This is a genomic window from Niveispirillum sp. (assembly GCF_017996735.1).
Lineage (GTDB): Bacteria > Pseudomonadota > Alphaproteobacteria > Azospirillales > Azospirillaceae > Niveispirillum.
The window spans coordinates 1-22,719 of sequence record NZ_JAGOGJ010000049.1; the positions used below are offsets into that span (position 1 = coordinate 1).

At 66.1% G+C, this 22,719-nt stretch carries 19 protein-coding genes; 17 read left to right on the plus strand and 2 right to left on the minus strand.

Annotated elements, in window-relative coordinates; genetic code table 11:
- Nucleotides 1–143 precede the first annotated feature (143 nt).
- Nucleotides 144–2,294, minus strand: a complete 2,151-nt coding sequence (locus tag KBA48_RS16245) for a TonB-dependent receptor (RefSeq protein ID WP_292908200.1) — start codon at nucleotides 2,292–2,294, stop codon at nucleotides 144–146.
- A 522-nt stretch (nucleotides 2,295–2,816) separates the two neighbouring features.
- Here KBA48_RS16245 and KBA48_RS16250 point away from each other — a divergent pair.
- The 13 genes from KBA48_RS16250 to KBA48_RS16310 all read left to right on the plus strand — a co-directional run bounded on the left by KBA48_RS16250 (nucleotide 2,817) and on the right by KBA48_RS16310 (nucleotide 18,508).
- The gene (locus tag KBA48_RS16250; protein ID WP_292908202.1) at nucleotides 2,817–5,000 is read left to right on the plus strand and encodes a TonB-dependent receptor; all 2,184 of its coding nucleotides are present in this window, start codon (nucleotides 2,817–2,819) and stop codon (nucleotides 4,998–5,000) included.
- An 89-nt stretch (nucleotides 5,001–5,089) separates the two neighbouring features.
- A complete protein-coding gene (locus KBA48_RS16255; protein ID WP_292908204.1) occupies nucleotides 5,090–5,893 on the plus strand; it encodes an enoyl-CoA hydratase/isomerase family protein in 804 nt (267 codons plus the stop codon).
- Between the two features lie 41 nt (nucleotides 5,894–5,934).
- Complete coding sequence (locus KBA48_RS16260; RefSeq protein WP_292908206.1) at nucleotides 5,935–7,158, plus strand: cytochrome P450; 1,224 nt, start codon at nucleotides 5,935–5,937, stop codon at nucleotides 7,156–7,158.
- Nucleotides 7,155–8,795, plus strand: coding sequence for a GMC family oxidoreductase (locus KBA48_RS16265; RefSeq protein WP_292908208.1), 1,641 nt, complete (start codon nucleotides 7,155–7,157; stop codon nucleotides 8,793–8,795). The genes KBA48_RS16260 and KBA48_RS16265 overlap by 4 nt, the downstream gene beginning before the upstream one ends.
- Nucleotides 8,792–9,991, plus strand: coding sequence for an acyl-CoA dehydrogenase family protein (locus KBA48_RS16270; RefSeq protein ID WP_292908210.1), 1,200 nt, complete (start codon nucleotides 8,792–8,794; stop codon nucleotides 9,989–9,991). Before KBA48_RS16265 ends, KBA48_RS16270 begins: the two co-directional genes overlap by 4 nt.
- 42 nt (nucleotides 9,992–10,033) lie before the next feature.
- The gene (locus KBA48_RS16275; RefSeq protein ID WP_292908212.1) at nucleotides 10,034–11,179 is read left to right on the plus strand and encodes an acyl-CoA dehydrogenase family protein; all 1,146 of its coding nucleotides are present in this window, start codon (nucleotides 10,034–10,036) and stop codon (nucleotides 11,177–11,179) included.
- Between the two features lie 4 nt (nucleotides 11,180–11,183).
- A complete protein-coding gene (locus KBA48_RS16280) occupies nucleotides 11,184–12,134 on the plus strand; it encodes an acyl-CoA dehydrogenase family protein (protein WP_292908214.1) in 951 nt (316 codons plus the stop codon).
- A gap of 2 nt (nucleotides 12,135–12,136) precedes the next feature.
- Nucleotides 12,137–13,228: an acyl-CoA dehydrogenase family protein gene (locus KBA48_RS16285; protein ID WP_292908216.1), complete on the plus strand. Its 1,092-nt coding sequence runs from the start codon at nucleotides 12,137–12,139 to the stop codon at nucleotides 13,226–13,228.
- A 32-nt stretch (nucleotides 13,229–13,260) separates the two neighbouring features.
- Complete coding sequence (locus KBA48_RS16290; protein ID WP_292908218.1) at nucleotides 13,261–14,442, plus strand: aromatic ring-hydroxylating dioxygenase subunit alpha; 1,182 nt, start codon at nucleotides 13,261–13,263, stop codon at nucleotides 14,440–14,442.
- Nucleotides 14,439–15,671: an acetyl-CoA C-acetyltransferase gene (locus tag KBA48_RS16295; protein WP_292908220.1), complete on the plus strand. Its 1,233-nt coding sequence runs from the start codon at nucleotides 14,439–14,441 to the stop codon at nucleotides 15,669–15,671. Before KBA48_RS16290 ends, KBA48_RS16295 begins: the two co-directional genes overlap by 4 nt.
- 3 nt (nucleotides 15,672–15,674) lie before the next feature.
- A complete protein-coding gene (locus KBA48_RS16300) occupies nucleotides 15,675–16,532 on the plus strand; it encodes an alpha/beta hydrolase (protein ID WP_292908222.1) in 858 nt (285 codons plus the stop codon).
- A 28-nt stretch (nucleotides 16,533–16,560) separates the two neighbouring features.
- Nucleotides 16,561–17,772: a cytochrome P450 gene (locus tag KBA48_RS16305; protein ID WP_292908224.1), complete on the plus strand. Its 1,212-nt coding sequence runs from the start codon at nucleotides 16,561–16,563 to the stop codon at nucleotides 17,770–17,772.
- Nucleotides 17,765–18,508 carry an SDR family oxidoreductase gene (locus KBA48_RS16310; RefSeq protein WP_292908226.1) on the plus strand — a complete coding sequence of 248 codons (744 nt, stop codon included), beginning with the start codon at nucleotides 17,765–17,767 and terminating at the stop codon, nucleotides 18,506–18,508. The genes KBA48_RS16305 and KBA48_RS16310 overlap by 8 nt, the downstream gene beginning before the upstream one ends.
- On the opposite strand, the gene KBA48_RS16315 is transcribed toward KBA48_RS16310, so the two are convergent.
- Nucleotides 18,501–18,650: a hypothetical protein gene (locus KBA48_RS16315; protein WP_292908228.1), complete on the minus strand. Its 150-nt coding sequence runs from the start codon at nucleotides 18,648–18,650 to the stop codon at nucleotides 18,501–18,503. The two genes, KBA48_RS16310 and KBA48_RS16315, sit on opposite strands and share 8 nt — an antisense overlap.
- Here KBA48_RS16315 and KBA48_RS16320 point away from each other — a divergent pair.
- Genes KBA48_RS16320 through KBA48_RS16335 form a run of 4 tightly spaced genes read left to right on the plus strand, consistent with a single transcriptional unit; the run spans nucleotide 18,649 to nucleotide 22,702 of the window.
- Entirely contained in the window at nucleotides 18,649–20,145 is a 1,497-nt protein-coding gene (locus tag KBA48_RS16320; protein WP_292908230.1) for an aldehyde dehydrogenase, read from the plus strand. The two genes, KBA48_RS16315 and KBA48_RS16320, sit on opposite strands and share 2 nt — an antisense overlap.
- Nucleotides 20,146–20,148: 3 nt before the next feature.
- Nucleotides 20,149–21,120 (plus strand): nitronate monooxygenase family protein, encoded by a 972-nt coding sequence (locus KBA48_RS16325; RefSeq protein ID WP_292908232.1) that lies wholly within the window; start codon nucleotides 20,149–20,151, stop codon nucleotides 21,118–21,120.
- Between the two features lie 17 nt (nucleotides 21,121–21,137).
- Nucleotides 21,138–21,899 carry an SDR family NAD(P)-dependent oxidoreductase gene (locus KBA48_RS16330; RefSeq protein ID WP_292908234.1) on the plus strand — a complete coding sequence of 254 codons (762 nt, stop codon included), beginning with the start codon at nucleotides 21,138–21,140 and terminating at the stop codon, nucleotides 21,897–21,899.
- A complete protein-coding gene (locus tag KBA48_RS16335) occupies nucleotides 21,896–22,702 on the plus strand; it encodes an enoyl-CoA hydratase/isomerase family protein (RefSeq protein WP_292908236.1) in 807 nt (268 codons plus the stop codon). The genes KBA48_RS16330 and KBA48_RS16335 overlap by 4 nt, the downstream gene beginning before the upstream one ends.
- The last annotated feature ends 17 nt before the right edge of the window (nucleotides 22,703–22,719 follow it).

Sequence of the window (22,719 nt, forward strand, 5' to 3'; positions counted from 1 at the left end):
CCTGCCGGTCGATATAGGAGAGGGTGAAGCAGAGCGTCAGCAGGCCGGCCACCCCCCAGGCCCCTTTGTCGGATGGGGCGGCGGGCGGCGCTGCCGGTGCCTGATCGGGGGGGCTGGCCATGATGGGCTTCTCCTGCCGGCTGTCAGTAGCGGTAGGTTACGGAGGCGCCGATGGACAACGGCTCCCTATAGACCTGCTGGATGGCCTGCGAATTGGGCGACACCTGGGTCCGATAGGTGGTGTCCGTGACATTGTTGCCCCAGACGGAGAAGGACCAATGTTCCGACGGCGTCGTCCAGGTCGCCCGCAGGTTCAGCAGCGCGTAACCGTCCTGGCCGAACTGTTCAACCGGATCGAAGAAGAACTTGCTCGTATAGAAAAGGTTGGCATTCAGCGTCATGTCCCCTTCGGCCACCATCGTATGATAGGTCAGCCCCGCATTGGCCGTCATCCGGGGCGAGCGCATCATGCGGTTGCCCGTGGCATCGGTGTTTGTGGCGGTGAACAGGCCATAGCGGGCGCTGGTCGGGTCCAGGTTCTGGATATAGGCGATGGCGTTGGTGAACCGGTCATATTCGGCGTGGGTGTAGGCGGCCCCCAGCGTCAGTTCCAGGTCCCTTCCCAGGTCGGCAGAAAGCTGGGCGTCCAGGCCATAGATCTGCGACTGCGCAGCGTTGCGGATGATGCTCTGCACGCCCAGGAAGGCGCTGACCTGGATGTCCTTGTAATCATAGTAGAAGGCCGACAGGTCCAGCCGGATGCCATCACCGGCCGTCTTGAACCCCACCTCCCAGGCGTCGATCTTTTCCGGATTGACGGGTGTGTTGCTGAAGGATGCCGTCGGCAGCACCCCGGCCTTGTAGCCCTTGCTGTAGCCCGCATAGATGTTGGACTGGTCGGTCAGCGCGTAGCGCAGGTTGAGGCGCGGGGTGACGCTGTCCCAGTCGACACTGGTGCCGTCGTGACGGGTGCCGACATTGAAGCTGTGGCTGGCCTCATCGGCGCTGTAGCGGATACCGCCCGTCACGAACAGCCTGTCGATCACCTCATAGGTGACGTCGGCGAAGGCCGCATAGGTTTCCGCCTTCACCGAGGCATCGAAGCCCTTCACGAATGTCGTGCCGTTGGAGGCCGAGTAGAAGCCCGGATAGATGTTCCGGTTATGGAAATAATAGAGGCCCGTGACCCAGGTCAGGCTGCTGTCGCCCGGCTTGGAGGACAGGTTGATTTCCTGCGAGAAGGTCTTGTTGACGTCCCGGTATTGGCCGGCGAAGACGTTGGCGCTGGTGCCGTCATAATCCTTGCCGATGTCGGACCGTTCGTCCCGGTACATGGAGAGCAGGTTAAGATCGGCGAAATCGAATTCCAGCTCGCCCTTCAGTGACACGGCGTCGCCGTTGAAGGTGGTGTAGGTCGGGGCGGTATTCGACGTCTCCCGACGGCCGGTGGCCACATAGACGCCGGGCCGCACGGCCCCGGACGACAGGCCATTATAGCTGCTGGAAACGTTGGGTGTGGGGTCGTCATTATCGACATGTTCGTAGGCCAGCGTGAAGCGGCTGCCCTCGCCGGGCGTGAACAGGATCTTGCCGCGCGCGGCCATCTTCTCGAACGCCGCTTCCTTTTTACCCGTATGCACATTGCGCACGAAACCGTCGCCGCGTTCATAGAAGGCGGCAAGATCGGCGGCGATGGTGTCGGTCAGGCCCGTGGCGCCATAGACGGACAGGTTGGCCCGGTCGAAGGAGGAATAGGCGGCGCGCGCCATGGCCGTCGGCGTGAAGGACGGGGCGCGCGTCGTCACCAGAATGGCGCCGCCCGTGGCGTTGCGGCCGAACAGCGTGCCCTGCGGCCCCTTCAGCACATTGACGCTTTCCACGCTCAGCAACTGGAAATTCGTGGCCAGGCCGTTGGGCACATAGAAACCGTCAATATAGGTCGCGACGTTGGAAATGGCGCCGGGACCGGCCAGCGCGCTGCCCACGCCACGGATGGTGGGCTGCACGAAGGCGCCGGAATAGTCCAGCCGCATGCCCGGCACCGCTTGCGGCAGGTCGACCACCGTGGTCAGGCCGGCGGCGCCCAGTTGATCACCCGTGATCGCGGTGATGGAGGCGGGCACGTCCTCCAGCCGTTCGCGCCGCTTTTGCGCCGTCACGATGATTTCTTCCAGGACGCCCGCTTCGGGGGCCGTCTGGGCGAGCACGGCCTGGGGCATGGCGCTTGACAGCAACAGAACCGACAAGGCAGCGGTACGGGCGTGTTGGCGCAAGCGCCCACGGTAGTTCTTCATTCGATCCTCCCTCGGAACATGCTTAAGACAGCCCTGCGCCGGGATATTTCCCATGGCGTCCCCAGCCGGTGCGGTTGCGGCTGAATTGTACGGGGGCTGTTCTATATGTGCGATTATCGCACCAAAGTACGATAATCGACAGATGGTGCGATGAGGGGGGGATATTGTCAACCCGCTTCCTGCAAAATTATTCACTCAATTGTGTGCAGTGGTCATGAGGGGGCGGCGTGCGACAGATTGTGCTCCCCGTCGTCATGGGTGCTTGACAATGCCGGGCCGGATGGCATGATTGATCGAATAAAGCACATATGTTCGTATATCGCACAAAATAGCGCTGTAACCCACTTCTTGGTCACTCACGCCCGTCGTGCAGGCTTCGGCCCGCGACTTTCCTGTTCCCCCTGACCCGACAGGGTCAGGGGCGGGAAGGCTGGGAGAACAATCTGGCGGATATCAGAGCGCGGCGATCGAAGGAAAAGCACCGGTGCCGGTGCCAACAATATGACCTTGAGGGAGGATGACATGTTTGACGTTGATGACGCCGTGCGAACGGCCACCACTGTGCGCGGCTGGACCACCGTATCCGTCCTGGCGTTGCTGACCGCTGCCGGTGGTCCCGCCCTGGCTCAATCGGCAGGGACAGCGGCCCCGGCCACTTCGGCCATTGAGCTGGAAGAAATCGTTGTGACGGCGCAGCGCCGGCAGGAGCGTCTGGTCGATGTGCCGATCTCGGTAACGTCCATCTCCGCCGATACGCTGAGCGGCAGCGGCGTGACCAGCGTCATCGACCTGCCGCAAACGGCGCCGGGCCTGCGCTTCGACTATTCCGGTTCCTTTGTGCAGCCGACCATTCGTGGCGTCGGCAGTCCGCTGGTCGGGCCGGGCCTGAATTCCAATGTTGCCGTCTATCTGGACGGTTTCTATGTCCCCAATGCGCTGGGGACCGACTTCCAACTGCTCAGCGTTGCCAATGTCGAGGTGCTGAAGGGCCCGCAGGGGACGCTGTTCGGCCGCAACGCCACGGGTGGTGCCGTCCTGGTGAGGACGCGTGAGCCGTCCTTCACGCCGACTATGGTGGCCCGCGCCAGCTACGCCTCCTTCGACCGCACCAATCTCAGCTTCTACGGTTCCTCCGGTCTCACCGACAAGTTGGCCGTGGACCTGACCGGCTATTACGAGCAGGGCGACGGTTATGTGAAGAACCTGAATACCGGCCGCAAGGACGGGCAGTTCGACAAATGGGCCGTGCGCGGCAAGCTGCTGTACACGCCGACCGACAGTTCCAGTTTCACCCTGACCTATGGCCATTCCGAGGTCGATGACCCGACGCCCGTGGTCACCAGCTCCTATGATGGGCTGTCGGCGGGCAGCGTCGTCCCGGGCACTCTGGTTGCCGATGGCCCGCGTGAGACGACGAACGGGCTGGAGGCGTTCAACCGGTTCAAGGGCGACAGCGTCTTCCTGCGCGCTGATTTCGATCTGGGCTTCGCCGACCTGAAATCCTATACGCAATACCGGGACGAGCGGTCACGGCAGTTCCAGGATTATGACGGCACGTCCGTCCCGATCTTCGCGCCGGACTACCGCATCCTGGACAAGACGGTGACGCAGGAACTGAACCTGTCCTCGGCGGACCAGGGGCCCCTGTCGTGGGTGCTGGGTCTCTATTACTATCATAATGTGAACGAGTTCCCGGGCTTCAACGTCTCGCTGGGCGGTGCGCCCTATGCCAAGTTCTTTAACAGCAAGACCGTCGCCGACAGCTATGCGGCCTTCGCCGATGTCACTTACGAGCTGGTTGACGGCCTGTTCCTGACGGGTGGCCTGCGCTACGGCCTGGATGAACTTGATGGCTCTTTCGACGCCTCGGGTGTGGGCGGGCGCATTGACGGGGCGCAGAAGAAGTTTGCCAGCTTCACCCCGCGCGCCATCCTGCGCTATCAGTTCGACGACAGTTCCAACGTCTATCTCTCCTTCAACCGGGGCTACAAGGCGGGTGTCATCCCAGTGGCCTCCTTCAGCACCGTGCCCGTCTCGCCCGAGCATATCAGCGCCTATGAGCTGGGCTACAAGACGGCGCAGGGCCCGCTGCGGTTCGAGGCCTCGGCCTTCTATTACGACTATACGAACCTGCAGGTGGCCGCCTATGTCGGCGTCACCAGCATCATCCGTAATGCCGCCTCGTCGCGCATCTATGGTGCCGACGCGCAGTTGACGGCACGCGTGGCCGATGGGCTGGATCTGACGGCGGGGCTTGTCTACACCCATGCCGAATACCGGGCCTTCCCCGGCGCCATCGCCTATCGTCAGGACCTGACGCCCGGCAGCCCCAGTTTCAGCCTGTTCAACACTCCGTCGGTGGATGCCGGCGGTAACGTCATGCCGCGTTCGCCGAAGATGACGGCGAATATCGGCGCCACCTACACGACGGAGTTGGCCGGCGGCGCGTTGGGGCTGAACGCGAACTTTTACTACACGTCGAAATTCTACTTCGATTCCGTGGGACAGTTCGGTCAGGACGGCTATGGCCTGCTGAACCTGCGGGCCAGTTGGACCACGCCCAGCGATGCCTGGGAATTCGCCGTCTATGGCAACAACGTGACCGACACCAAGTACCGCAATCAGGTTCTGCCCGGCACCTTCGCCATCCAGCAAACCTATGGCGAGCCTGCCTCCATCGGCGTGTCGGCCACCTATCGCTACTGACCTTTCCGCCCGCCCCTTCATGCGCTTGGCAGGCAGGGGCGGGCGGCAGACACTCACCAGTATGTTGGCCGTTTTGATGGAGTACCCCCATGGTGGCGATCAGCCCCGACAAGTATGAGTTCATCCGGATATCCAAGCAGGATGGCGTCGCTACGCTGACGCTGGACAATCCCGGCCGCAAGAATGCCGTCAACCGGCGCATGCATGCGGAACTGGAATTCATCTGGGATGATGTCGACGCTGATGACGATATCCGCGTCGCGGTGTTGACGGGGGCGGGTGGGGCGTTCTGCGCCGGCATCGACATCAATGACCTGAAGGAACAGAACGATGGTGGCCGCAAGGGCCGGCCGCGCACGCGCGGCGCCCGTCGCCTGTTCTGGAACATGCTGGATTGCGAAAAGCCGATCATCGCCAAGGTGCGCGGCCCGGCCTATGGCGTGGGCGTGAACATCGCCATGGCCTGCGACATCGTCTTTGCCGACGAAAACGCCCGGTTCTGTGACAGCCACGTCAAGATCGGCTTGACACCGGGCGATGGCGGGGCCGCCCTGTGGCCGCTGCTGGTGGGGTTCCATCGGGCCAAGGAATTGATCATGACGGGCGACGTGGTGGAAGCCAGGCGCGCTGCCGAGATCGGCCTGATCAACTATTGCGTGACGGCCGGGGAACTGGACGGTGCCGTCGATGCCATGGCCGCCAAGCTGGCCGCCGGGGCGCCGCTGGCCATCTCTTACGGCAAGCTGGCCGTCAACATGATGCTGAAGCAACTGATGGCCGGGGCGTTTGAGACCTCCATGGCCTATGACCAGATGACCCTGTTCACCGAGGACCATCGGGAGGCCGCGAAGGCCTTTCTGGAAAAGCGCCCGCCCCGGTTCAAGGGTTCCTGATTGGGTACGGTCTGGAAGAGATCATCGGGAGGAGAAGAACCATGAATGAACCGCACGCCGCCATCCAGGCACCGTCGCATGTCGATCCCGGCCTTGTCGTGGATTTCGACGTTTATACCGACCGCCGGCTGTTCGACGATCCGCACCTGACATATCGCGGCCTGCAGAGCCAGGTGCCGGACATCTGCTACACGCCGCGCAATGGCGGCCACTGGATTGTGACGCGCTTTGACCTGATGACCCAGGTTCTGCGCGACACGGAGCATTTCTCCAACCGGGAACTGGACATTCCGAAGTCCAACAGCCCGCATGTGATGATCCCGCTGAACCTGGACCCGCCCGACCATACGCGCTACCGCGCGGTCCTGATGCGCCATTTCGACAAGAAGACGGTGACGGCGATGGAGCCGACGTTGCGCGCCTGGGCCGGCCGGCTGATCGACCGGGTGGCGGCGGCGGGGACCTGCGATTTTTCGGAAGCGCTGGGCGCGGCTTTCCCCGTGTCGGTCTTCATGGAGATGATGGGGCTGCCGCTGGAACGGTTCGAGGAATTCCGCACCCTGGTGCTGGAATATTTCGGTATCACCACCGTCGAGCGCCGCATCCAGATCCAGGATACGATTTTTGGCCATATCCGCGACCTGATCGCAGACCGCCGGCAATCCCCGCGAGATGACCTGATGAGCAACCTGATCGCTGAGGAAGTGCGCGGCCGGCCGCTGAGCCAGGAGGAACTGGAATCCATCGGTTTCCTGCTGTTCATCGCCGGGCTGGACACGGTGGCCAACGGCCTGACCTTCGCCTTCCGCCATCTGGCCGGCGATCCCGCGCTGCAGGCGCGGCTGGCCGCCGACCCGGCGCGCATCCCGGACTTTGTAGAGGAATCCCTGCGGCGCTATGCGGTGGTCAACCAGACCCGCATCGTCAAGAAGGACATCGACATTGATGGCGCCCGGTTCCGGGTGGGCGACATGGTGCTGTGCCCGCTGACCATGGGCGGCATGGACGACCGCAAGAACCCGCAGCCCGAGCAGTTCGACATCGACCGGCAGAAGCGTGAGCACATCACCTTTTCCACCGGTCCTCATATCTGCATCGGCAATATCCTGGCCCGTGCCGAGATGCGGGTGTTTACGGAGGAATGGCTGAAGCGCATTCCGTCCTGTGCCATTGTTTCCGGGACGAAGCTGGCATGGCGGCCCGGCCTGGTGATGGCCCTGTCGCATCTGCCGCTGGACTGGTCTGTTCCCGGAAAGGCGGCATGATGTCTGCCGCCGCCATTCCCTTCGACTATGTCATCGTTGGCGCGGGTGCGGCCGGCTGCGTGATGGCCAACCGGCTGTCGGCCGATCCTGGCACGCGTGTCCTGCTACTGGAAGCGGGGGGCCGGGATCGCCATCCCTTCATCCATATGCCTAAGGGTATCGCCAAGGTCATGGCCGACCCGGCCTTCATCTGGCCCTTCATGACGCAGGCAGAACCCGCCTCCAACGATGTGGCGGAAAGCTGGGCGCGCGGGCGCACGCTGGGCGGGTCCAGTGCCGTCAACGGCATGGTCTATGTGCGGGGGCAGGCGGCGGATTTCCAGGCGCTGGCGGACATTGCCGGTGACGAATGGGGGTGGGACCGCATCGGCGCCGCCTACAAGGCCATGGAGGGGCATGAGCTGGGGCCCGCCCGGACGCGCGGCGGCGACGGTCCCTTGCGCATTTCCATGCCCACCATCCGCACAAAACTGACGGAAGCGGTGATCTCCGCCGGTCAGGCGCTGGGGCTGGAACGCCGCGACGATGTCAACGACCCTGCCGACAGCCAGCGTATCGGCTATGCCCCCCGCACTATCTGGAAGGGAAAGCGGCAGAGTGCCGCCGTCGCTTTCCTGGCTCCGGTGCGGGCGCGGCCGAACCTGACCGTCCTGACGGGCGTGGCGGTGGATCGCATCCTGTTCGACAAGCATCGGGCCGTGGGTGTCGCCGCCCGCAAGGACGGTGTGGCGGTAACCTTCAAGGCGCTGTCGGAGGTCATTCTTGCGGCGGGTGCCCTGTCCACCCCGGCGCTGTTGCAGCGGTCTGGTGTGGGGCCGGCGGGACTGCTGCGCCAGCATGGTATCGCCGTGCGCCATGACAGTGCTGAGGTGGGCGCCAATCTGCGCGAACATCGCGGCATGGTCATGCAATGGCGGGTGAAGGATCACCTGTCGCAGAACCGGGATTTCCAGGGCCTGCGGCTGCTGGCCAATACGGCGCGCTATTACCTGACCCATGACGGCCCCATGGCCAACGCGGCCTATGAGATCGGCGCCTGGTTCAAGTCGCGGCCAGACCTGGACCGGCCTGACGGGCAGATCCTGATCGCGCCCTTCACCTTTGATTATGCCCGCCCCACCTTCCGGATGGAACGTCAGGGCGGCATGAATTTCTGTGTCTATCGGCTGCGGCCGGAATCGACCGGATCGGTGCGGATCGGGTCTGCCGACCCCGGCCAACTGCCGGCCATCATGCCCAATTACAGCGCGCTGGAAAGTGACCGGCGTGCCATGGGTGACATTACCCGCTTTGCCCGCCGTCTGGCGGCGCAGGCGCCGCTGGCCGGCCTGATCGAGGCGGAGACGCGGCCGGGGCCGGACTATCAGAGCGATGCCGAGCTTGCACTGGCCCACCGGCGCTATGGCTATGGTTCCTACCATGCCTGCGGCACCTGCCGCATGGGACGCGACCCGGCATCGGTGGTCGATCCCGAATTGCGGGTGCGTGGCGTCGACGGGCTGCGGGTCGTCGATAGCTCGGTCTTCCCTTTCATGCTGTCGGGCAACACCAACGGGCCTGCGATGGCGGTCGCGTGGCGCGCGGCGGACCTGATCCTGAACGGACCGGCCGCATCTTCGAACGGAGCAACCCCATGATTGCCGCCCTGAAGAATCTGGAAGGCTTCCGCGCCGGTGTGCGCGACTGGCTGGCCGCAAACCTGCCGGCCGACTGGCAGCAGCACATGCTGGGCGCGTCGGAGGAAGCGCATATCGCCTTCCAGAAATCCTGGTTCCGCACCCTGGCCGCCGGTGGCTTCGTGGCCCCGCACTGGCCGGTGGCCTGGGGTGGGGCCGGCCTGTCCTTTGCTGAACAGATCGTGCTGTATGAAGAGATTGCGCGGGCAGGGGCGCCGCGCCTGGTGCTCTATTTCATCTCGCTCTACCATGCGCCGGCCACGCTGCTGGAATGGGGGACGGACGCACAGCGTCGCAAGCACCTGCCGGCGATCCTGTCGGGTGACGAGATTTGGTGCCAGGGCTTCTCGGAGCCCAATGCCGGGTCCGATCTGGCGGGCCTGCGCACGCGGGCGGAACGCCGGGGCGACCATTACATCGTGAACGGCCAGAAGATCTGGTCGTCCAACGCACAATATGCCCGCTATTGCCTGCTGCTGGCCCGCACCGACCCGTCGGCGGCCAAGCACAAGGGCATCTCCTACTTCATCCTGGACCTGGAAAGCCCTGGCGTCACCCGCCGGCCCATCGGGATGATGACGGGCGGGTCGCATTTCTGCGAACTGTTCTTTGACGATGTGGCGATCCCGGCAGAGAACCTGATCGGCGCGGAGAATAATGGCTGGGCCGTGGCCCAGGCCACCTTGTCGTCGGAACGCGGCCTGACCATCCTGGAACTGACCGAACGGCTGCGCAATTCCTTCGGGCTGCTGCTGCGCGATGCGCGCCAGCGGGGATTGGTGGCGGATGACGAGGTCCGCCGCCGGCTGGTGGAACTGCATACGCGCATCGAGGCGCTGCGCGTGATGATCAACAACATGCTGGGCCGGATGCTGCACGGGGCCGGCGTGGGCACGGAACCGTCGATCATCAAGGTCCATTACAGCGAGCTTTTGCAGGATTTCACCGAGTTGGGCGTGCGCCTGGGCGGACTGGAGGCCCAGTATCTGCAGCCGATCCTGATGGGGGGCGGCTACGAGACCGGCTACTGGATGCATGACCATCTCTATTCCTGGTCGTGGACCATCGCCGGCGGCAGCAACGAGGTGCAGCGCAATATCATCGCCGAGCGCGCCCTGAACCTGCCGCGCGAACCGAAACTGGCACTTGCGAAATGAACCGAACCCCGCTGGTGGGTATCGGCGGGGCATGGACGGGGTATGAACATGGAATTTGGCTGGAAACCCGAGCAGGAGGAGTATCGCCGCCGTATCCGGCAGGCGCTGGACGACCTGCTTCCGGCGGATTGGTACGAAAAATGGGTGCCGCAGAGCTATGCCTGCGACGAGAATGTCGAGTTCTCGCGCCAGTTCTGCGCCGGGCTGGCCGAACGCGGCCTGCTGGTCCGCCACTGGCCGAAGGAATTCGGCGGCGAGGGTGGCGAGGATTGGGAACAGTTCATCCTGGCTGAGGAGATGAAGGGCGCCGGGGAGCCGCGCGGCGGCCAGTACATGAATGTGAACTGGATCGGCCCCACCCTCATGCGCCATGGCAGCGAGGCGCAGCGGGCAGAACACCTGCCGCGTCTGGCCCGCGGGGATACGGTCTGGTGCCAGGGCTTTTCCGAGCCGGGCGCCGGCACCGACCTGGCGGCATTGCGCACGCGCGCCGAGCGGCGCGGCGACGTCTATGTCATCAACGGGTCCAAAATCTGGACCTCCTACGCCCGCCGGGCCGATTTCTGCTTCCTGCTGGCGCGGACCGGGACCGGGCGCAAGGAGATATCGGTCTTCCTGCTGCCCATGAACACGCCGGGTGTCTCTGTCACCTCCTTCCCCGGCCTGACCAAGGACGGCCATCTGAACGAGGTGTTTTTCAGCGATGTCCAGGTGCCCGTCACCGCCCGGGTGGGGGCCGAGGGGGCGGGCTGGCAGATCATCACGGACGCGCTGTCCTATGAACGTGTGGGCGTGCCGCGCTACCATGTGGGTCTGGCCATCATCGACCACGCCATCGAGCAGCTTAAGGCGGAAGGTCGCTACGACGACCCGGTGATGCAGGCCCGCGCCGGTCTGGTGGTGGCGAAGTTCGAGGCGGCGCGCATGTTGACCTATCTGGTTGTGGACCAGCGCGTGAAGCGGCTGCCGGCCACCACCGATGCCAATGTCGCGCGGGTGACGGCGCTGGACGCCGTCAACGACCTGATGAATTTCCTGGCGGATTTCGTGCCCGACTGTCTGGCCGGCGGCCATCCGCTGCTGGAGGAATATTACCGCATCAATGTGCCGGCCGGGATCACCGCCGGCACCTACGAACTGCAACTGGACCTGATCGCACAACGCGGGCTGGGCCTGCCCAGGGGGTGAGGGGATGGATTATCAGTTGAACGAGGATCAGGCGGCGCTGGTGGCCGCCGTCCAGGCCATCCTGCGGGACCATGACAGTGTGCCGCAATCGGCCCGGCTGGATTTTTGCCACTTCAATGGCGACCTGCAGCACCTGCTGAGCGAAGGCGGGTTTCTGGATGCCGGCCGCGACCTGGGGCCGCTTGAGGCGGCGCTGGTCGTGTTCGAGGCGGCCCGCGCGCCGGTTCTGGTCGAGGCGGGCGCGTCGGCCCTGGTGGTGCCGCAGGTGCTGCCGGGAGAGGGGCTGGCAGGGCCGGTGGCGCTGGTCACCGGCGACGATCTGGGCAAGGCCCATCGCAACCTGCCCATCGCCCGCACGGCCCTGGTCGATCTGGGCGATGACGTGGCCGTGGTCGAACTGGCGCCCGGCGATGTTGTGCCCGTGGAAAGCATCCTGGCCTATCCCTATGGCAGGTTCGCGGTGCCGCCGGACCTGTCGCGGGCACGCCGGTTGGCCGGTGCCGGGCCGGCCTTGCGCCAATGGTGGCGCGTGGCGCTGGCCACGGAATTTGCCGGCGCGGCGGAGGCGGCGACTGTCTTTACCGTCGATTACGTGAAGCAGCGCCATGTCTTCGGCAAGCCCGTGGGCACCTTCCAGGCGGTGCAGCACCGGCTGGCCCAGTGCCACCAGATCGCCATGGGCGTGCGTTACCTGGCCTTCCGCGCAGCCTGGAGCGGGCAGGCGCGGGATGCCGACATCGCCGTCTGCTATGCGCAGGCCCATGCGCAGAAGCTGATCTTCGACCTGCACCAGTTCAATGGCGCCATGGGCGTGACCAACGAGCATCTGCTGCATTTCTGGACCTACCGGCTGCGGGCGCTGCAGGCCGAGGCGGGCGGCGCGCACGGGGCGGCGCTGCGCATCGCCGGCCATCTCTGGGGCGGTGGTCCGGCATTGCGCGCGGCGGAGGTGTGATCATGAGCGAAGACTTGACGATCGACATTGCCGAACTGCGCGACAATGTCCGCCAGGTGCTGGCGGGGCGCAGCAACCTGCAGGCCGTGCGCGCCATGGCAGAGGCCGGCGGCGGCATCGACCGGGCGCTGTGGGCGGAGATGGCCGGCCTGGGCTGGATGGGTCTGGCTGTGGCCGAAGATCAGGGCGGCCTGGGATTGGGCCTGGGCGAACTGGCCGTGCTGTATGACGGTCTGGGCCGGCATCTGGCGCGGGTGCCCTTCCTGTCCACCATGCTGGCCGCCCAGGCCCTGGAAAGGGCGGGCGACGCGGCGCAGAAACAGCGCTGGCTGCCGGCGATTGCCGCCGGTGAGCTGGCGGTTTCGATGGTCCTGCCCGAGGGGCCGGAACTGCCGGCCCTGGCGGCGGACGGAACGCTGACCGGTGTGGCCGACCATATGCCCTTTGCCGATGGGGCCGGCCTGCTGGCGGTACCGGTGCGGTTGGCCGGGGGGGGGCAAACCGCCCTGGCCCTGCTGCCACCGGGCGAGGCTGGCATCAGCATCACGCGCAAGGCGGCCATCGACCTCACGCGCGATCTGTGCGCGGTGCGCATCGACGGGGTGCGGGTCGCGGCTGACCGGCTGCTGCCCCTGACATCGGCACAATGGGAGGGCTTGCGCGACCATGCCTGTGTGGCGCTGGCCTGTGACGCCATGGGTGGCGCGCTGCATATCCTGGAACGCACGGCCGATTATATGAGCACCCGCGTACAGTTCGACCGGCCCATCGGGTCTTTCCAGGCCCTGAAGCACCGGGCAGCGACCTGGAAGATCTGGCAGGAGGCCGCAACAGCGCTGGCCTTCAACGCTGCCGCCCAGGTGGCGGCCGGGCTGCCGGATGCCGGTGCCGCCGCATCGGCCGCCAAGTTCTATGCCTGCGACGCCTATGCCGCCATCGCCGGCGACGCCGTGCAGTTGCATGGCGGTATCGGCTTCACCTGGGAACATGAATGCCACCTGTTCCTGAAGCGGGCCAAGCTGAACCAGGCGCTGTTCGGCGGCTCCGCGTTCCATAAGGACCGCGTGGCCGGCCTGCTGTTCGCAGCCGCCTGAGACCCGATTTCAACCCCCCAGGGAGGGTACACATGACCGACACGAACCTGAAACGCCCCCTGACCGATAGCCAGAAACAGGCCCTGGCCGCCATGCCGGAACTGGCGGACAGCGTCTTCCCGCGCGTGCGCGACAGCCTGCCGGCGCAGAACTATATCGACCCGGCCCGGTTCGAGACGGAGAAGAAGTCCGTGTTCCGTACGGTGCCCGTCATCCTGGGCCCGTCCGCCCTGCTGCCGCAGCCGCGCAGCTATTTCCAGCAGGATATGGCCGGTATGCCGGTGCTGGTGACGCGTGACAAGGAAGGCCGCGTGCGGGCCTTTGCCAATGTCTGCCGGCATCGCGGGGCCAAGCTCTGTTCCAGCGCCGATCCCGTGCAGGCCAGCCGGCTTGTCTGCCCCTATCACGCCTGGACCTTCGGGCTGGACGGCGCGCTGGTGGGCCTGCCCCGGTCAGAGACCTTCCCCGGTCTGGAGAAGAAGGACCTGGGCTTGGCGGAACTGCCCTGCCGGGAGGCGGGCGGCCTGATCTGGGTGGGGCTGGACCCCAAGGGCACGCCCGATTTTTCCGTCATCGAGCAGCAGGTGGGGCCGGACCTGGACGCCATCGGTCTGGGGGGGATGCGCATCTATCAGCGCACCACCTTCGCCGTGAAGGCGAACTGGAAGCTGGTGATGGACACGATGCTGGACAGCTATCACGTCACCCGCCTGCACAAGGACACGCTGGCCCGCTTCTTTGTGGATGCGGAGAACATCATCGACCGTATGGGGCCGCATGTGCGGGCATCCGCCGCGCGTGGCAATTTCACCCGCGCGCAGGTGACCGGTGATTTCCAGGATGTGCGCAAGATCATGGTCTTCGCCTACACCCTGTTCCCCAACGGTATCGTCGTCTGTTCCCCCGATTTCATCAGCGTCGGCCTGCTGCGGCCGCTGGCCACCGACCGGACCGACGTCGATTATTTCATGCTGACCGACGTGCCCGCCGATGACGAGAAGGGCAACAGCAAGCTGAAACGCTCCTTCGACCTGATGGGCGTGGCCTTCGGGCAGGAGGATTACTGGGCCGCCGAACTGTGCGACCAGGGCCTGCGCGCCGGTACCATGGATCAGGTGCATCTGGGCGGCATGGAGGTACAGATCGGCCTGTTCCATGCCGCGGTTCAGCAATGTCTGGACCGTGCCGCTGCCGGACAGGGGGGCGCGGCATGAACGGCGAGGTCTGGATCATCGACGCCGCCCGCACCCCGCGCGGTATCGGCAAGCCCGGCAAGGGGGCCCTGTCCGCCACCCATCCGCAGAAGCTGTTGTCCGCCGTGCTGGCGGCCCTGGCGGCGCGCAACGGGCTGGACACGGCCGATGTGGATGATGTCATCGCCGGCTGCAACACCCAGGCCGGCAAACAGGGGCTGGACATCGCCCGCATGGCCGCCTTGGACGCCGGCTACAGCCAGTTGGCGCCCGGCGTCACGCTGGACAGGTTCTGCGGATCGGGGCTGACGGCCGTCAATCTGGGTGCCATGGGCATCCTGTCGGGCGCGCAGGACCTGATCCTGGCTGGCGGCGTGGAAAGCATGTCGCATAACATGGGCCTGCAACGGGAATTCATGCTGGACAGCGGTAACCTGTCACTGCGCCGCCGCATTCCGCAGCCGCACCAGGGCATCTGCGCCGACCTGATCGCCATGCTGGAGGGGATCGGGCGCGCGGAACTGGACGCGCTGGCCCTGGAAAGCCAGCGGCGGGCGGCGGTATCCATGGAGGAGGGCCGTTTCGCCCGGTCCCTGGTGCCTGTGCGGGATGAGGCGGGGGCGATCGTGCTGGACCGCGACGAATATCCCCGCCCGCAGACGACGCTGGATGCCCTGGCGCAGTTGAAGCCGGCCTTTGCCGATGCCATGAACCGGCCTATCGACGCCGAGGGTAACACCTATGCCACGCTGGTCCGCCAGGCCTATCCGGATCTGGACATTGCCCATATCCATACGGCGGGGACCAGTTCGGGCGTGGTGGATGGGGCGGGTGCCCTGCTGCTGGCCTCGCCCGCCTATGCCCGTGCCCATGGGCTGACGCCCCGCGCCCGCATCCGCGCCATGGTGACGGTAGGTGATGATCCGACCCTGATGCTGAACGCGCCCGTGCCGGCCACGCGTAAGGCGCTGACCAAGGCGGGCATGTCCATCACCGATATCGACCTGTTTGAGGTGAACGAGGCCTTCGCCATCGTGCCGCTGAAATATATGCGCGACCTGGACCTTGATCCGGCGCGTGTGAATGTCAATGGCGGTGCCATGGCGCTGGGCCATCCCATCGGAGCCACGGGCGCCATCATTCTGGGCACGCTGCTGGACGAACTGGAACGCCGCGACCTCAATATCGGGATCGCCACGCTCTGTTCTGCCGGCGGTATGGCCCCCGCCACCATCATCGAGCGGATCTAGACGATGGCAGTGGAGGTGACACAGCGGCGCTACCGCACCGATGACGGCGTCGAGCTTGTCGCCGATGTCGGCGGCGCTCCGGCCGCTCCGGCTGTGATCCTGATGCATGGCGGTGGGCAGACGCGCTTTTCCTGGGCGGGCGCCACGGACGCGCTGCTGCGCTCGGGCTATCAGGTCGTCAATGTCGATGGGCGCGGGCATGGCGACAGCGGCTGGTCCCCGGACGGCGACTACACATTGCGGCGGCGGGCGGCGGACCTGATGGCGATCACCGACACCATCGCTGCACCTGTGGCGCTGGTCGGGGCATCACTGGGCGGGGCAACGGCGATGCGCGCCGTTGCCGGCGGCTACCGACCGGCGGCGCTGGCCCTGGTCGATATCGTGCCCCGGCCCGATCCCAAGGGTGTGCAGCGCATCCGCGACTTCATGTCCGCCAACCTGGGCGGGTTCGACAATATCGAACAGGTGGTCGATGCCGTCGCCGCCTACAACCCGCACCGTCCCCGCCCACGGGACCCGTCGGGCCTGGCCCGTAACCTGCGCACGGGCGCCGACGGGCGGCTCTATTGGCACTGGGACCCGCGCATCCTGGACCAGGGCGCGCGGGCGGAGATGGAACAGTTCCAGGAGACCATGCAGGGCCTGCGCGATGCGGCCGGACTGCCCGTGCTGCTGGTACGCGGCCTGGAAAGCGATGTGGTGGGCGACCAGGGGGTAGAGGACCTGCGCAGCCTGCTGCCGGGGCTGGAAATCTTCGACGTGGCCGGTGCCGGCCACATGGTGGCGGGCGATCGCAACGACGCCTTCAACACGGGCGTGCTGGCATTCCTGGGCCGGCATCTGCCGGTTCGGCGCTGAAAACCGGATAGGGACAGGGGAGGACGACATGGACATTGCCGAGGACATAAAGGGTTTCGACCATCGGGCGGAGAACCATCGCGTCGGCGCGGGGTGCCTGTGGTCGAGTATGCGCGAGGTGCCGGAATTGCCGGAAAGCGGGAATTACGGCGGCTTCCGCATCGCCACCCGCTATGCCGATGTTGCCAAGATTGCTACCAAGTTCGACCTTTTCTCGTCAGCATCCGGCATTTCCTTTCCCGACCTGGATTTCGGCACCCGCATGTATCCGGCGGAGGCCGATCCGCCGGTGCAGCGCGAATATCGGCGCATGCTTTCCCGGTTCTTGACCCGGGAACGGGTGGCGCTGATGGAACCGTCGGTGCGCCAGCATGTCGTGACACTGCTGGACCAGTTTCCGGCCGATGGCCCCGTGGATTTCTTTGCTGCCTTCGCCCGCCCCCTGCCGGTGCTGGTGTCGCTGGAACTGTTTGGCTTCCCGCTGGCGGATGCGGCGATGCTGGACGGGCTGGTCGTGGCGCTGCATGACGAGCGCGGCAACGAGAAGGCCATGGAGGCGGCGGTGGCGCTGACGCGCTATCTGGAGAACCTGCTTTTGTCCCGCAAGGCCGTGGCGACCGACCCGGATGCGGACATCCTGTCCTCCATCGTGCTGAGCACCATCGACGGGGTGCCGATGACATTGGACGAGCAGGTGGCCATGCTGCGCCTGCTGCTGTTCGGCGGCTTCGCCACCGTCGCCATCGTCCTGTCGACGGCCCTGCACTGGTTCGCGCTGCATCCGGACGATATGAACCGCCTGCGCGACGATCCCGGCCTGATGGACAGCGCAATTGAGGAATTCGTCCGCTTTGCCTCACCCGCCACCTATCTGAAACGCACGGTCACGCAGGATACTGTCCTGGGCTGCACACATCTGCGCCAGGGGGAGCGTGTGCTGATCAGCTTCGCCGCCGCCAACCGCGATCCCGCCAAGTTCGAGGCGCCCGACGAGGTGCGGCTGGACCGCCAGGAGAACAATCATCTGGGCTTCGGTATCGGCGTGCATCGCTGTATCGGTTCGCTGGTCGCCAAGCTGGAACTGCGCACGGCGCTGGAGGAGATTCTGGAACGCTATGAAAGGGTGGAGATCGATCCGGCCGGCACCCTGAAATGGGAAAGCGGGGAAAACCAGGGCATCATCGCCCTGCCGCTGATCCTTCATCGCCGCCCGCCGGCCGGGCAGGTGAACCATGTCTGAGGCGCGGTCGATCATCGTCACGGGCGGGGCCAGCGGCATCGGCCGCGCGGCCAGCCTGCTGCTGGCACGGCGGGGCAACGCCGTCACCATCGCCGACCGTGACGTCGCCGCAGGGCAGGCCCTGGCAGCGGCGATCCGGGACGAAGGGGGGCGGGCCTTGTTCGTGCCCGTCGATGTACGCGAGGAGGACAGCGTGAAGGCGGCCGTGGCGCAGGCCGTGGCCGCTCATCGCGGGCTGCACGGTGCCATTAACAGCGCTGGAGTGGAACAGAAGGGACGCTGGCTGCACGAACTGGACGCCGCCGATTGGGATTTCTGCACCGGCATCAACCTGCGCGGCATGTTCTTGTGCCTGAAACACCAGATCGCCGCCATGCTGCCCGCGGGCGGGGCCGTGGTTGCCATCTCCTCCGCGGCGGCGGTCAAGGGGCTGGTCGGCAGTGCTGAATATTGCGCCTCGAAGGCGGGGGTGATTGGTCTGGTGAATTCCGCCGCCGCCGAATATGCCGAACGTGGCATCCGCATCAACGCCCTGCTGCCCGGCGGCACGGCCACGCCCCTGGCCGAGCGGTCGTCGGCCGGCAATCCGCGTCTGGCCGGCACGCTGCGCATCCCCATGGGGCGGCTGGCCACGCCCGACGAGATCGCCGCTGCCGCTGTCTGGCTGGTCTCCGACGAAAGCTCCTATGTCACCGGGGCCAGCCTCGCCGTCGATGGCGGCATGGCCATCACTTGATACCGTCGACAGGAAATATCGAATGATGGTCGATATTTCCTGTCCCCCAATCGCCAGAGCCCACATCCGTGGGCTTGGCGACGCCGCCGCGCCGCCGGTCGACCATGTCGAGCGGTGGCAGGAGAAGAAGGACGCCTTCCATGACCGACGCCAATGTCAACGGCCGGGTACCGCTGCGTCATCCCGACCGGCTCTATATCAATGGCGAATGGGTGAAGCCTGAGGGTGAGGACCATTTCGATGTGATCGCGCCCGCCACGGAGCAGCTTTACCTGCGCGTGGCGGAGGCCGGCACGGGCGATATCGACCGTGCCGTGGCCGCCGCCCGCGCGGCCTTCGACGAAGGCCCCTGGCCGCGCCTCAGCCCCGCCGAGCGCGCCGTCTATCTCCAGGCCATTGCCAAGAAGCTGACAGAACGCGCCCCCGACGTGGCCGCCATCTGGCCCAACGAGATGGGCATCCTGCATTCGCTGGCCACCGCCTATGCCGGCACGGTTGGCGGGCTGTACCAATATTACGCCGGTCAGGCGGCACGCTTCCCGTTCGAGGAGGAGAAGCGCACCTTCTCCGGTGCCAAGCTCGGGCTGCTGGTGCGCGAACCGGTGGGCGTGGTTGGCGCCATCATTCCCTGGAACGGCCCCATCTCCCTGATCGCCTTCAAGCTGGCGCCGGCCCTGCTGGCCGGCTGCACCGTTGTCATCAAGGCCTCGCCCGAAGCGCCGGGCCATGCGTTGCTGATGGCGGAGATCGTGCAGGAGGTGGGCCTGCCGCCCGGCGTGGTCAATGTCCTGACGGCCGACCGTACGGCGTCCGAAGCCCTGGTCCGCCATCCCGGTATCGACAAGATTGCGTTCACGGGGTCGAGTGCGGCGGGTATGCGCATTGCCTCCATCCTGGGCGGGCGCATGGCGCGCTACACGATGGAACTGGGCGGCAAGTCGGCTGCCCTCATCCTGGATGATTACGATATCGAAACAGCGGCGCGAACGATTGCTTGTTCCGCAGGCGATATGACGGGACAGGTCTGCGCTTCCCTGACGCGGGTCATCGTCCCGCGCGACCGGCATGATCGGATGCTGGAGGCTTTGAGCGCCGAATTCAGCCGCATTCGTGTCGGCGACCCGTTTGACCCCGCCTCGCAGATGGGGCCGCTGGCCACGCGCCGCCAGCGTGACCGGGTGGAGGGCTTCATCGCCCAGGCCAAGGCCGATGGCTTCACGCTTGGCACCGGCGGCGGGCGGCCGCACGGCCTGGACCGGGGCTTCTTTATTGAGCCGACGGTTTTCGGCCATGTCGATAACCGCTCGGCCCTTGGCCAGGAGGAGGTGTTCGGCCCCGTCCTTGCCGTCATTCCAGCGCAGGATGAGGCCGACGCGGTGGCGCTGGCCAATGACAGCCCCTACGGCCTGAACGCGGCTGTCTTCACCCATGATGCCGACCGCGCATATGCCGTTGCCCGCCGTTTGCGCACGGGCACGGTGGGGCATAACGGTCTGCGCCTGGATTTCTCCATCTCCTTCGGCGGCTTCAAGCAGTCGGGCGTGGGGCGCGAGGGCGGGACCGAAGGGCTGATGCCCTATCTGGAGGCCAAGACGGTGCTGCTGGACGGCAAGCCATCGCATCGGGCTGGGGAATAAACCATGCGGACGCGACTGACGGACCTGCTGGGCATCCGCCATCCCATCATCCAGGGCGGTATGCAATGGGTAGGGCGGGCGGAGCTGGCCGCCGCCGTCTCCAACGCCGGGGGGCTGGGCATCCTGACGGCCCTGACCCAGCCCACGCCCGACGATCTGCGGCGGGAGATCGACCGTTGCCGGTCCCTGACCGACAAGCCTTTCGGCGTGAACCTGACCATCCTGCCAACCCTGAACCCACCGCCCTATGCCGAATACCGCCAGGCCATCATCGATGGCGGCGTGACGGTGGTGGAGACGGCGGGACACAAGCCGCAGGAACATGTCGAACAGTTCAAGGCGCATGGCGTCAAGGTCATCCACAAATGCACCTCCGTTCGCCATGCGCTGTCGGCGGAACGCATGGGCGTGGATGCCGTCTCCATCGACGGGTTCGAATGCGCCGGCCATCCGGGGGAAGATGACGTGCCCGGTCTGGTGCTGATCCCGGCGGCGGCGGACAAGGTGCGGGTGCCGCTGATCGCCAGCGGCGGTTTCGCGGATGGGCGTGGGCTGGTGGCGGCCCTGGCGCTGGGGGCCGATGGCATCACCATGGGCACGCGTTTCTGCGCCACCGTGGAAGCCCCCATCCATGACGCCGTGAAGCAATTGATCGTGGCGGGTGATGAGCGGGCGACCAATCTGATCTTCCGCAAGTTCAAGAACACGGCCCGCGTGGCCCGCACGCCCGTATCGGACAAGGTGGTAGAGATATCCGCCGCGCCCGACGCGGTCTTCGCTGACATCGCACATCTGGTGCGCGGCGCGGACGGGCGCCGCGCACTGGAAACGGGCGATCTGGAGGCCGGGCTGGTCTGGGCCGGACAGGTGCAGGGGCTGATCCACGACATCCCCAGTTGCGCCCAGTTGATCGGTCGCATCATGGACGAGGCGGCGGCGATCATCGGCCGGCGGCTGGCGGGCCTGGCGGCCTGAGAACGAGGATAGGGGACATGGACGTAAAAGATATTGCCGCGATCGTGACGGGCGGCGCATCGGGTCTGGGCGGTGCCACGGCAGAGGCGCTGGCGCGGGCCGGTGCGCGTGTCACCATCATCGACATGAATGTGGAGGCGGGAAGGGCGCAGGCTGACGCCATCGGCGGCCTTTTCCTGCAGGCCGATGTGACGGACGAGGCGGGGATCGCCGATGCGCTGGCGTCGGCGGAGGAACGGCACGGCGTTGCCCGTGTGCTGGTGAATTGCGCCGGCATCGCGCCGACCATCCGGCTGGTCAACCGCGACCTGGTCCCCCACCCGCTGGCGGCCTTTCGCCGCGCGGTGGAGGTCAATCTGGTGGGCAGCTTCAACATGATGGCGCAGATGGCCGCCCGGCTGGCGAAGGCGGCACCGGCGGGAGAGGAACGGGGCGTCATCGTCAATACCGCGTCGGTCGCAGCCTTTGACGGCCAGATCGGGCAGGCGGCCTATGCCGCGTCCAAGGCCGGGGTCGCGGGCCTGACCCTGCCGGCGGCCCGCTACCTGGCCCAGCACCGCATCCGGGTCATGACCGTGGCGCCCGGCCTGTTCCTGACGCCCATGCTGCGCGGGCTGCCGCAGGCGGCGCAGGATTCACTGGCCGCGCAGTGCCTGCATCCGCCGCGCCTGGGACGGCCGGAGGAATATGCGGCCATGGTCCTGTCGATCATCGCCAACTCCATGCTGAATGGTGAGGTCATCCGCCTGGATGGTGCCATCCGGATGGCACCGCGATGAGCGCGCCCGAAACATCGCCCCTGGCCCGGGAACGGGACGGAAGCGTCATGCGGCTGGTGCTGGACCGGCCGCAAGCCGGCAATACGGTCAGCCTTTCCATGGCCCAGGCCCTGATGCGGGCCGCCATCGAATGCGACGAGGATGACAGCATTCGTTGCGTATTGCTGACAGGCCGGGGCCGGATGTTCTGCGCCGGTGGCGACATCGCGGAATTCGCGGCGGCGGGCGAGGGGATCGGTGCGTACCTGAAGGAGGTGACGGCCTGTCTGCACGCTGCGGTGTTGCGCTTCCGGCACATGGCCAAGCCGCTGATGGTTGCCGTCAACGGTCCGGCGGCGGGCGCGGGCTTCAGCCTGGCCGTGGCCGGCGATATCGTGCTGGCGGCCCCCGACGCGCGCTTCGTTGCTGCCTATGGGGCGCTGGGCTATACGCCCGATGGCGGCCTGTCCTGGCTGCTGCCGCGACTGGTGGGGATGCGGCAGGCGCAGGAAATCCTGCTGGCCAACCGCGCTATCGGCGGGGAAGAGGCGGTGACCATCGGGCTTGCCACGCGGCTGGTGCCTAGCGCGGAACTGGTGGCGGAGGCGGCGCGGCAGGCAACGGTGATGGCCGCCGCCGCCACGGGTGCCATCGGCCGCACCCGGTCGCTGCTGGCACAGGCCTTTGACACAAGTCTGGAAACCCACCTGGATGCGGAGGCCCGCGCCATCGCGGCCAGTGCCCGCACGGCACATGGGCGCGAGGGGGTGGCCGCCTTCCTCGCCAAGCGGCCGGCGCGGTTCACGGGTGACGAAAACTGCTGAATTTCTTGGAAAGGAAG

What these genes read in the sequence shown, in the direction of transcription:
- KBA48_RS16335 (WP_292908236.1), top strand. Translation starts at nt 21,896, where the DNA reads ATGAGCGCGCCCGAAACATCGCCCCTGGCCCGGGAACGGGACGGAAGC.
- KBA48_RS16305 (WP_292908224.1), top strand. Translation starts at nt 16,561, where the DNA reads ATGGACATTGCCGAGGACATAAAGGGTTTCGACCATCGGGCGGAGAAC.
- KBA48_RS16290 (WP_292908218.1), top strand. Translation starts at nt 13,261, where the DNA reads ATGACCGACACGAACCTGAAACGCCCCCTGACCGATAGCCAGAAACAG.
- KBA48_RS16275 (WP_292908212.1), top strand. Translation starts at nt 10,034, where the DNA reads ATGAACATGGAATTTGGCTGGAAACCCGAGCAGGAGGAGTATCGCCGC.
- KBA48_RS16315 (WP_292908228.1), bottom strand. Translation starts at nt 18,650, where the DNA reads ATGGAAGGCGTCCTTCTTCTCCTGCCACCGCTCGACATGGTCGACCGG.
- KBA48_RS16325 (WP_292908232.1), top strand. Translation starts at nt 20,149, where the DNA reads ATGCGGACGCGACTGACGGACCTGCTGGGCATCCGCCATCCCATCATC.
- KBA48_RS16250 (WP_292908202.1), top strand. Translation starts at nt 2,817, where the DNA reads ATGTTTGACGTTGATGACGCCGTGCGAACGGCCACCACTGTGCGCGGC.
- KBA48_RS16270 (WP_292908210.1), top strand. Translation starts at nt 8,792, where the DNA reads ATGATTGCCGCCCTGAAGAATCTGGAAGGCTTCCGCGCCGGTGTGCGC.
- KBA48_RS16280 (WP_292908214.1), top strand. Translation starts at nt 11,184, where the DNA reads ATGGATTATCAGTTGAACGAGGATCAGGCGGCGCTGGTGGCCGCCGTC.
- KBA48_RS16245 (WP_292908200.1), bottom strand. Translation starts at nt 2,294, where the DNA reads ATGAAGAACTACCGTGGGCGCTTGCGCCAACACGCCCGTACCGCTGCC.
- KBA48_RS16330 (WP_292908234.1), top strand. Translation starts at nt 21,138, where the DNA reads ATGGACGTAAAAGATATTGCCGCGATCGTGACGGGCGGCGCATCGGGT.
- KBA48_RS16265 (WP_292908208.1), top strand. Translation starts at nt 7,155, where the DNA reads ATGATGTCTGCCGCCGCCATTCCCTTCGACTATGTCATCGTTGGCGCG.
- KBA48_RS16295 (WP_292908220.1), top strand. Translation starts at nt 14,439, where the DNA reads ATGAACGGCGAGGTCTGGATCATCGACGCCGCCCGCACCCCGCGCGGT.
- KBA48_RS16285 (WP_292908216.1), top strand. Translation starts at nt 12,137, where the DNA reads ATGAGCGAAGACTTGACGATCGACATTGCCGAACTGCGCGACAATGTC.
- KBA48_RS16300 (WP_292908222.1), top strand. Translation starts at nt 15,675, where the DNA reads ATGGCAGTGGAGGTGACACAGCGGCGCTACCGCACCGATGACGGCGTC.
- KBA48_RS16310 (WP_292908226.1), top strand. Translation starts at nt 17,765, where the DNA reads ATGTCTGAGGCGCGGTCGATCATCGTCACGGGCGGGGCCAGCGGCATC.
- KBA48_RS16255 (WP_292908204.1), top strand. Translation starts at nt 5,090, where the DNA reads ATGGTGGCGATCAGCCCCGACAAGTATGAGTTCATCCGGATATCCAAG.
- KBA48_RS16260 (WP_292908206.1), top strand. Translation starts at nt 5,935, where the DNA reads ATGAATGAACCGCACGCCGCCATCCAGGCACCGTCGCATGTCGATCCC.
- KBA48_RS16320 (WP_292908230.1), top strand. Translation starts at nt 18,649, where the DNA reads ATGACCGACGCCAATGTCAACGGCCGGGTACCGCTGCGTCATCCCGAC.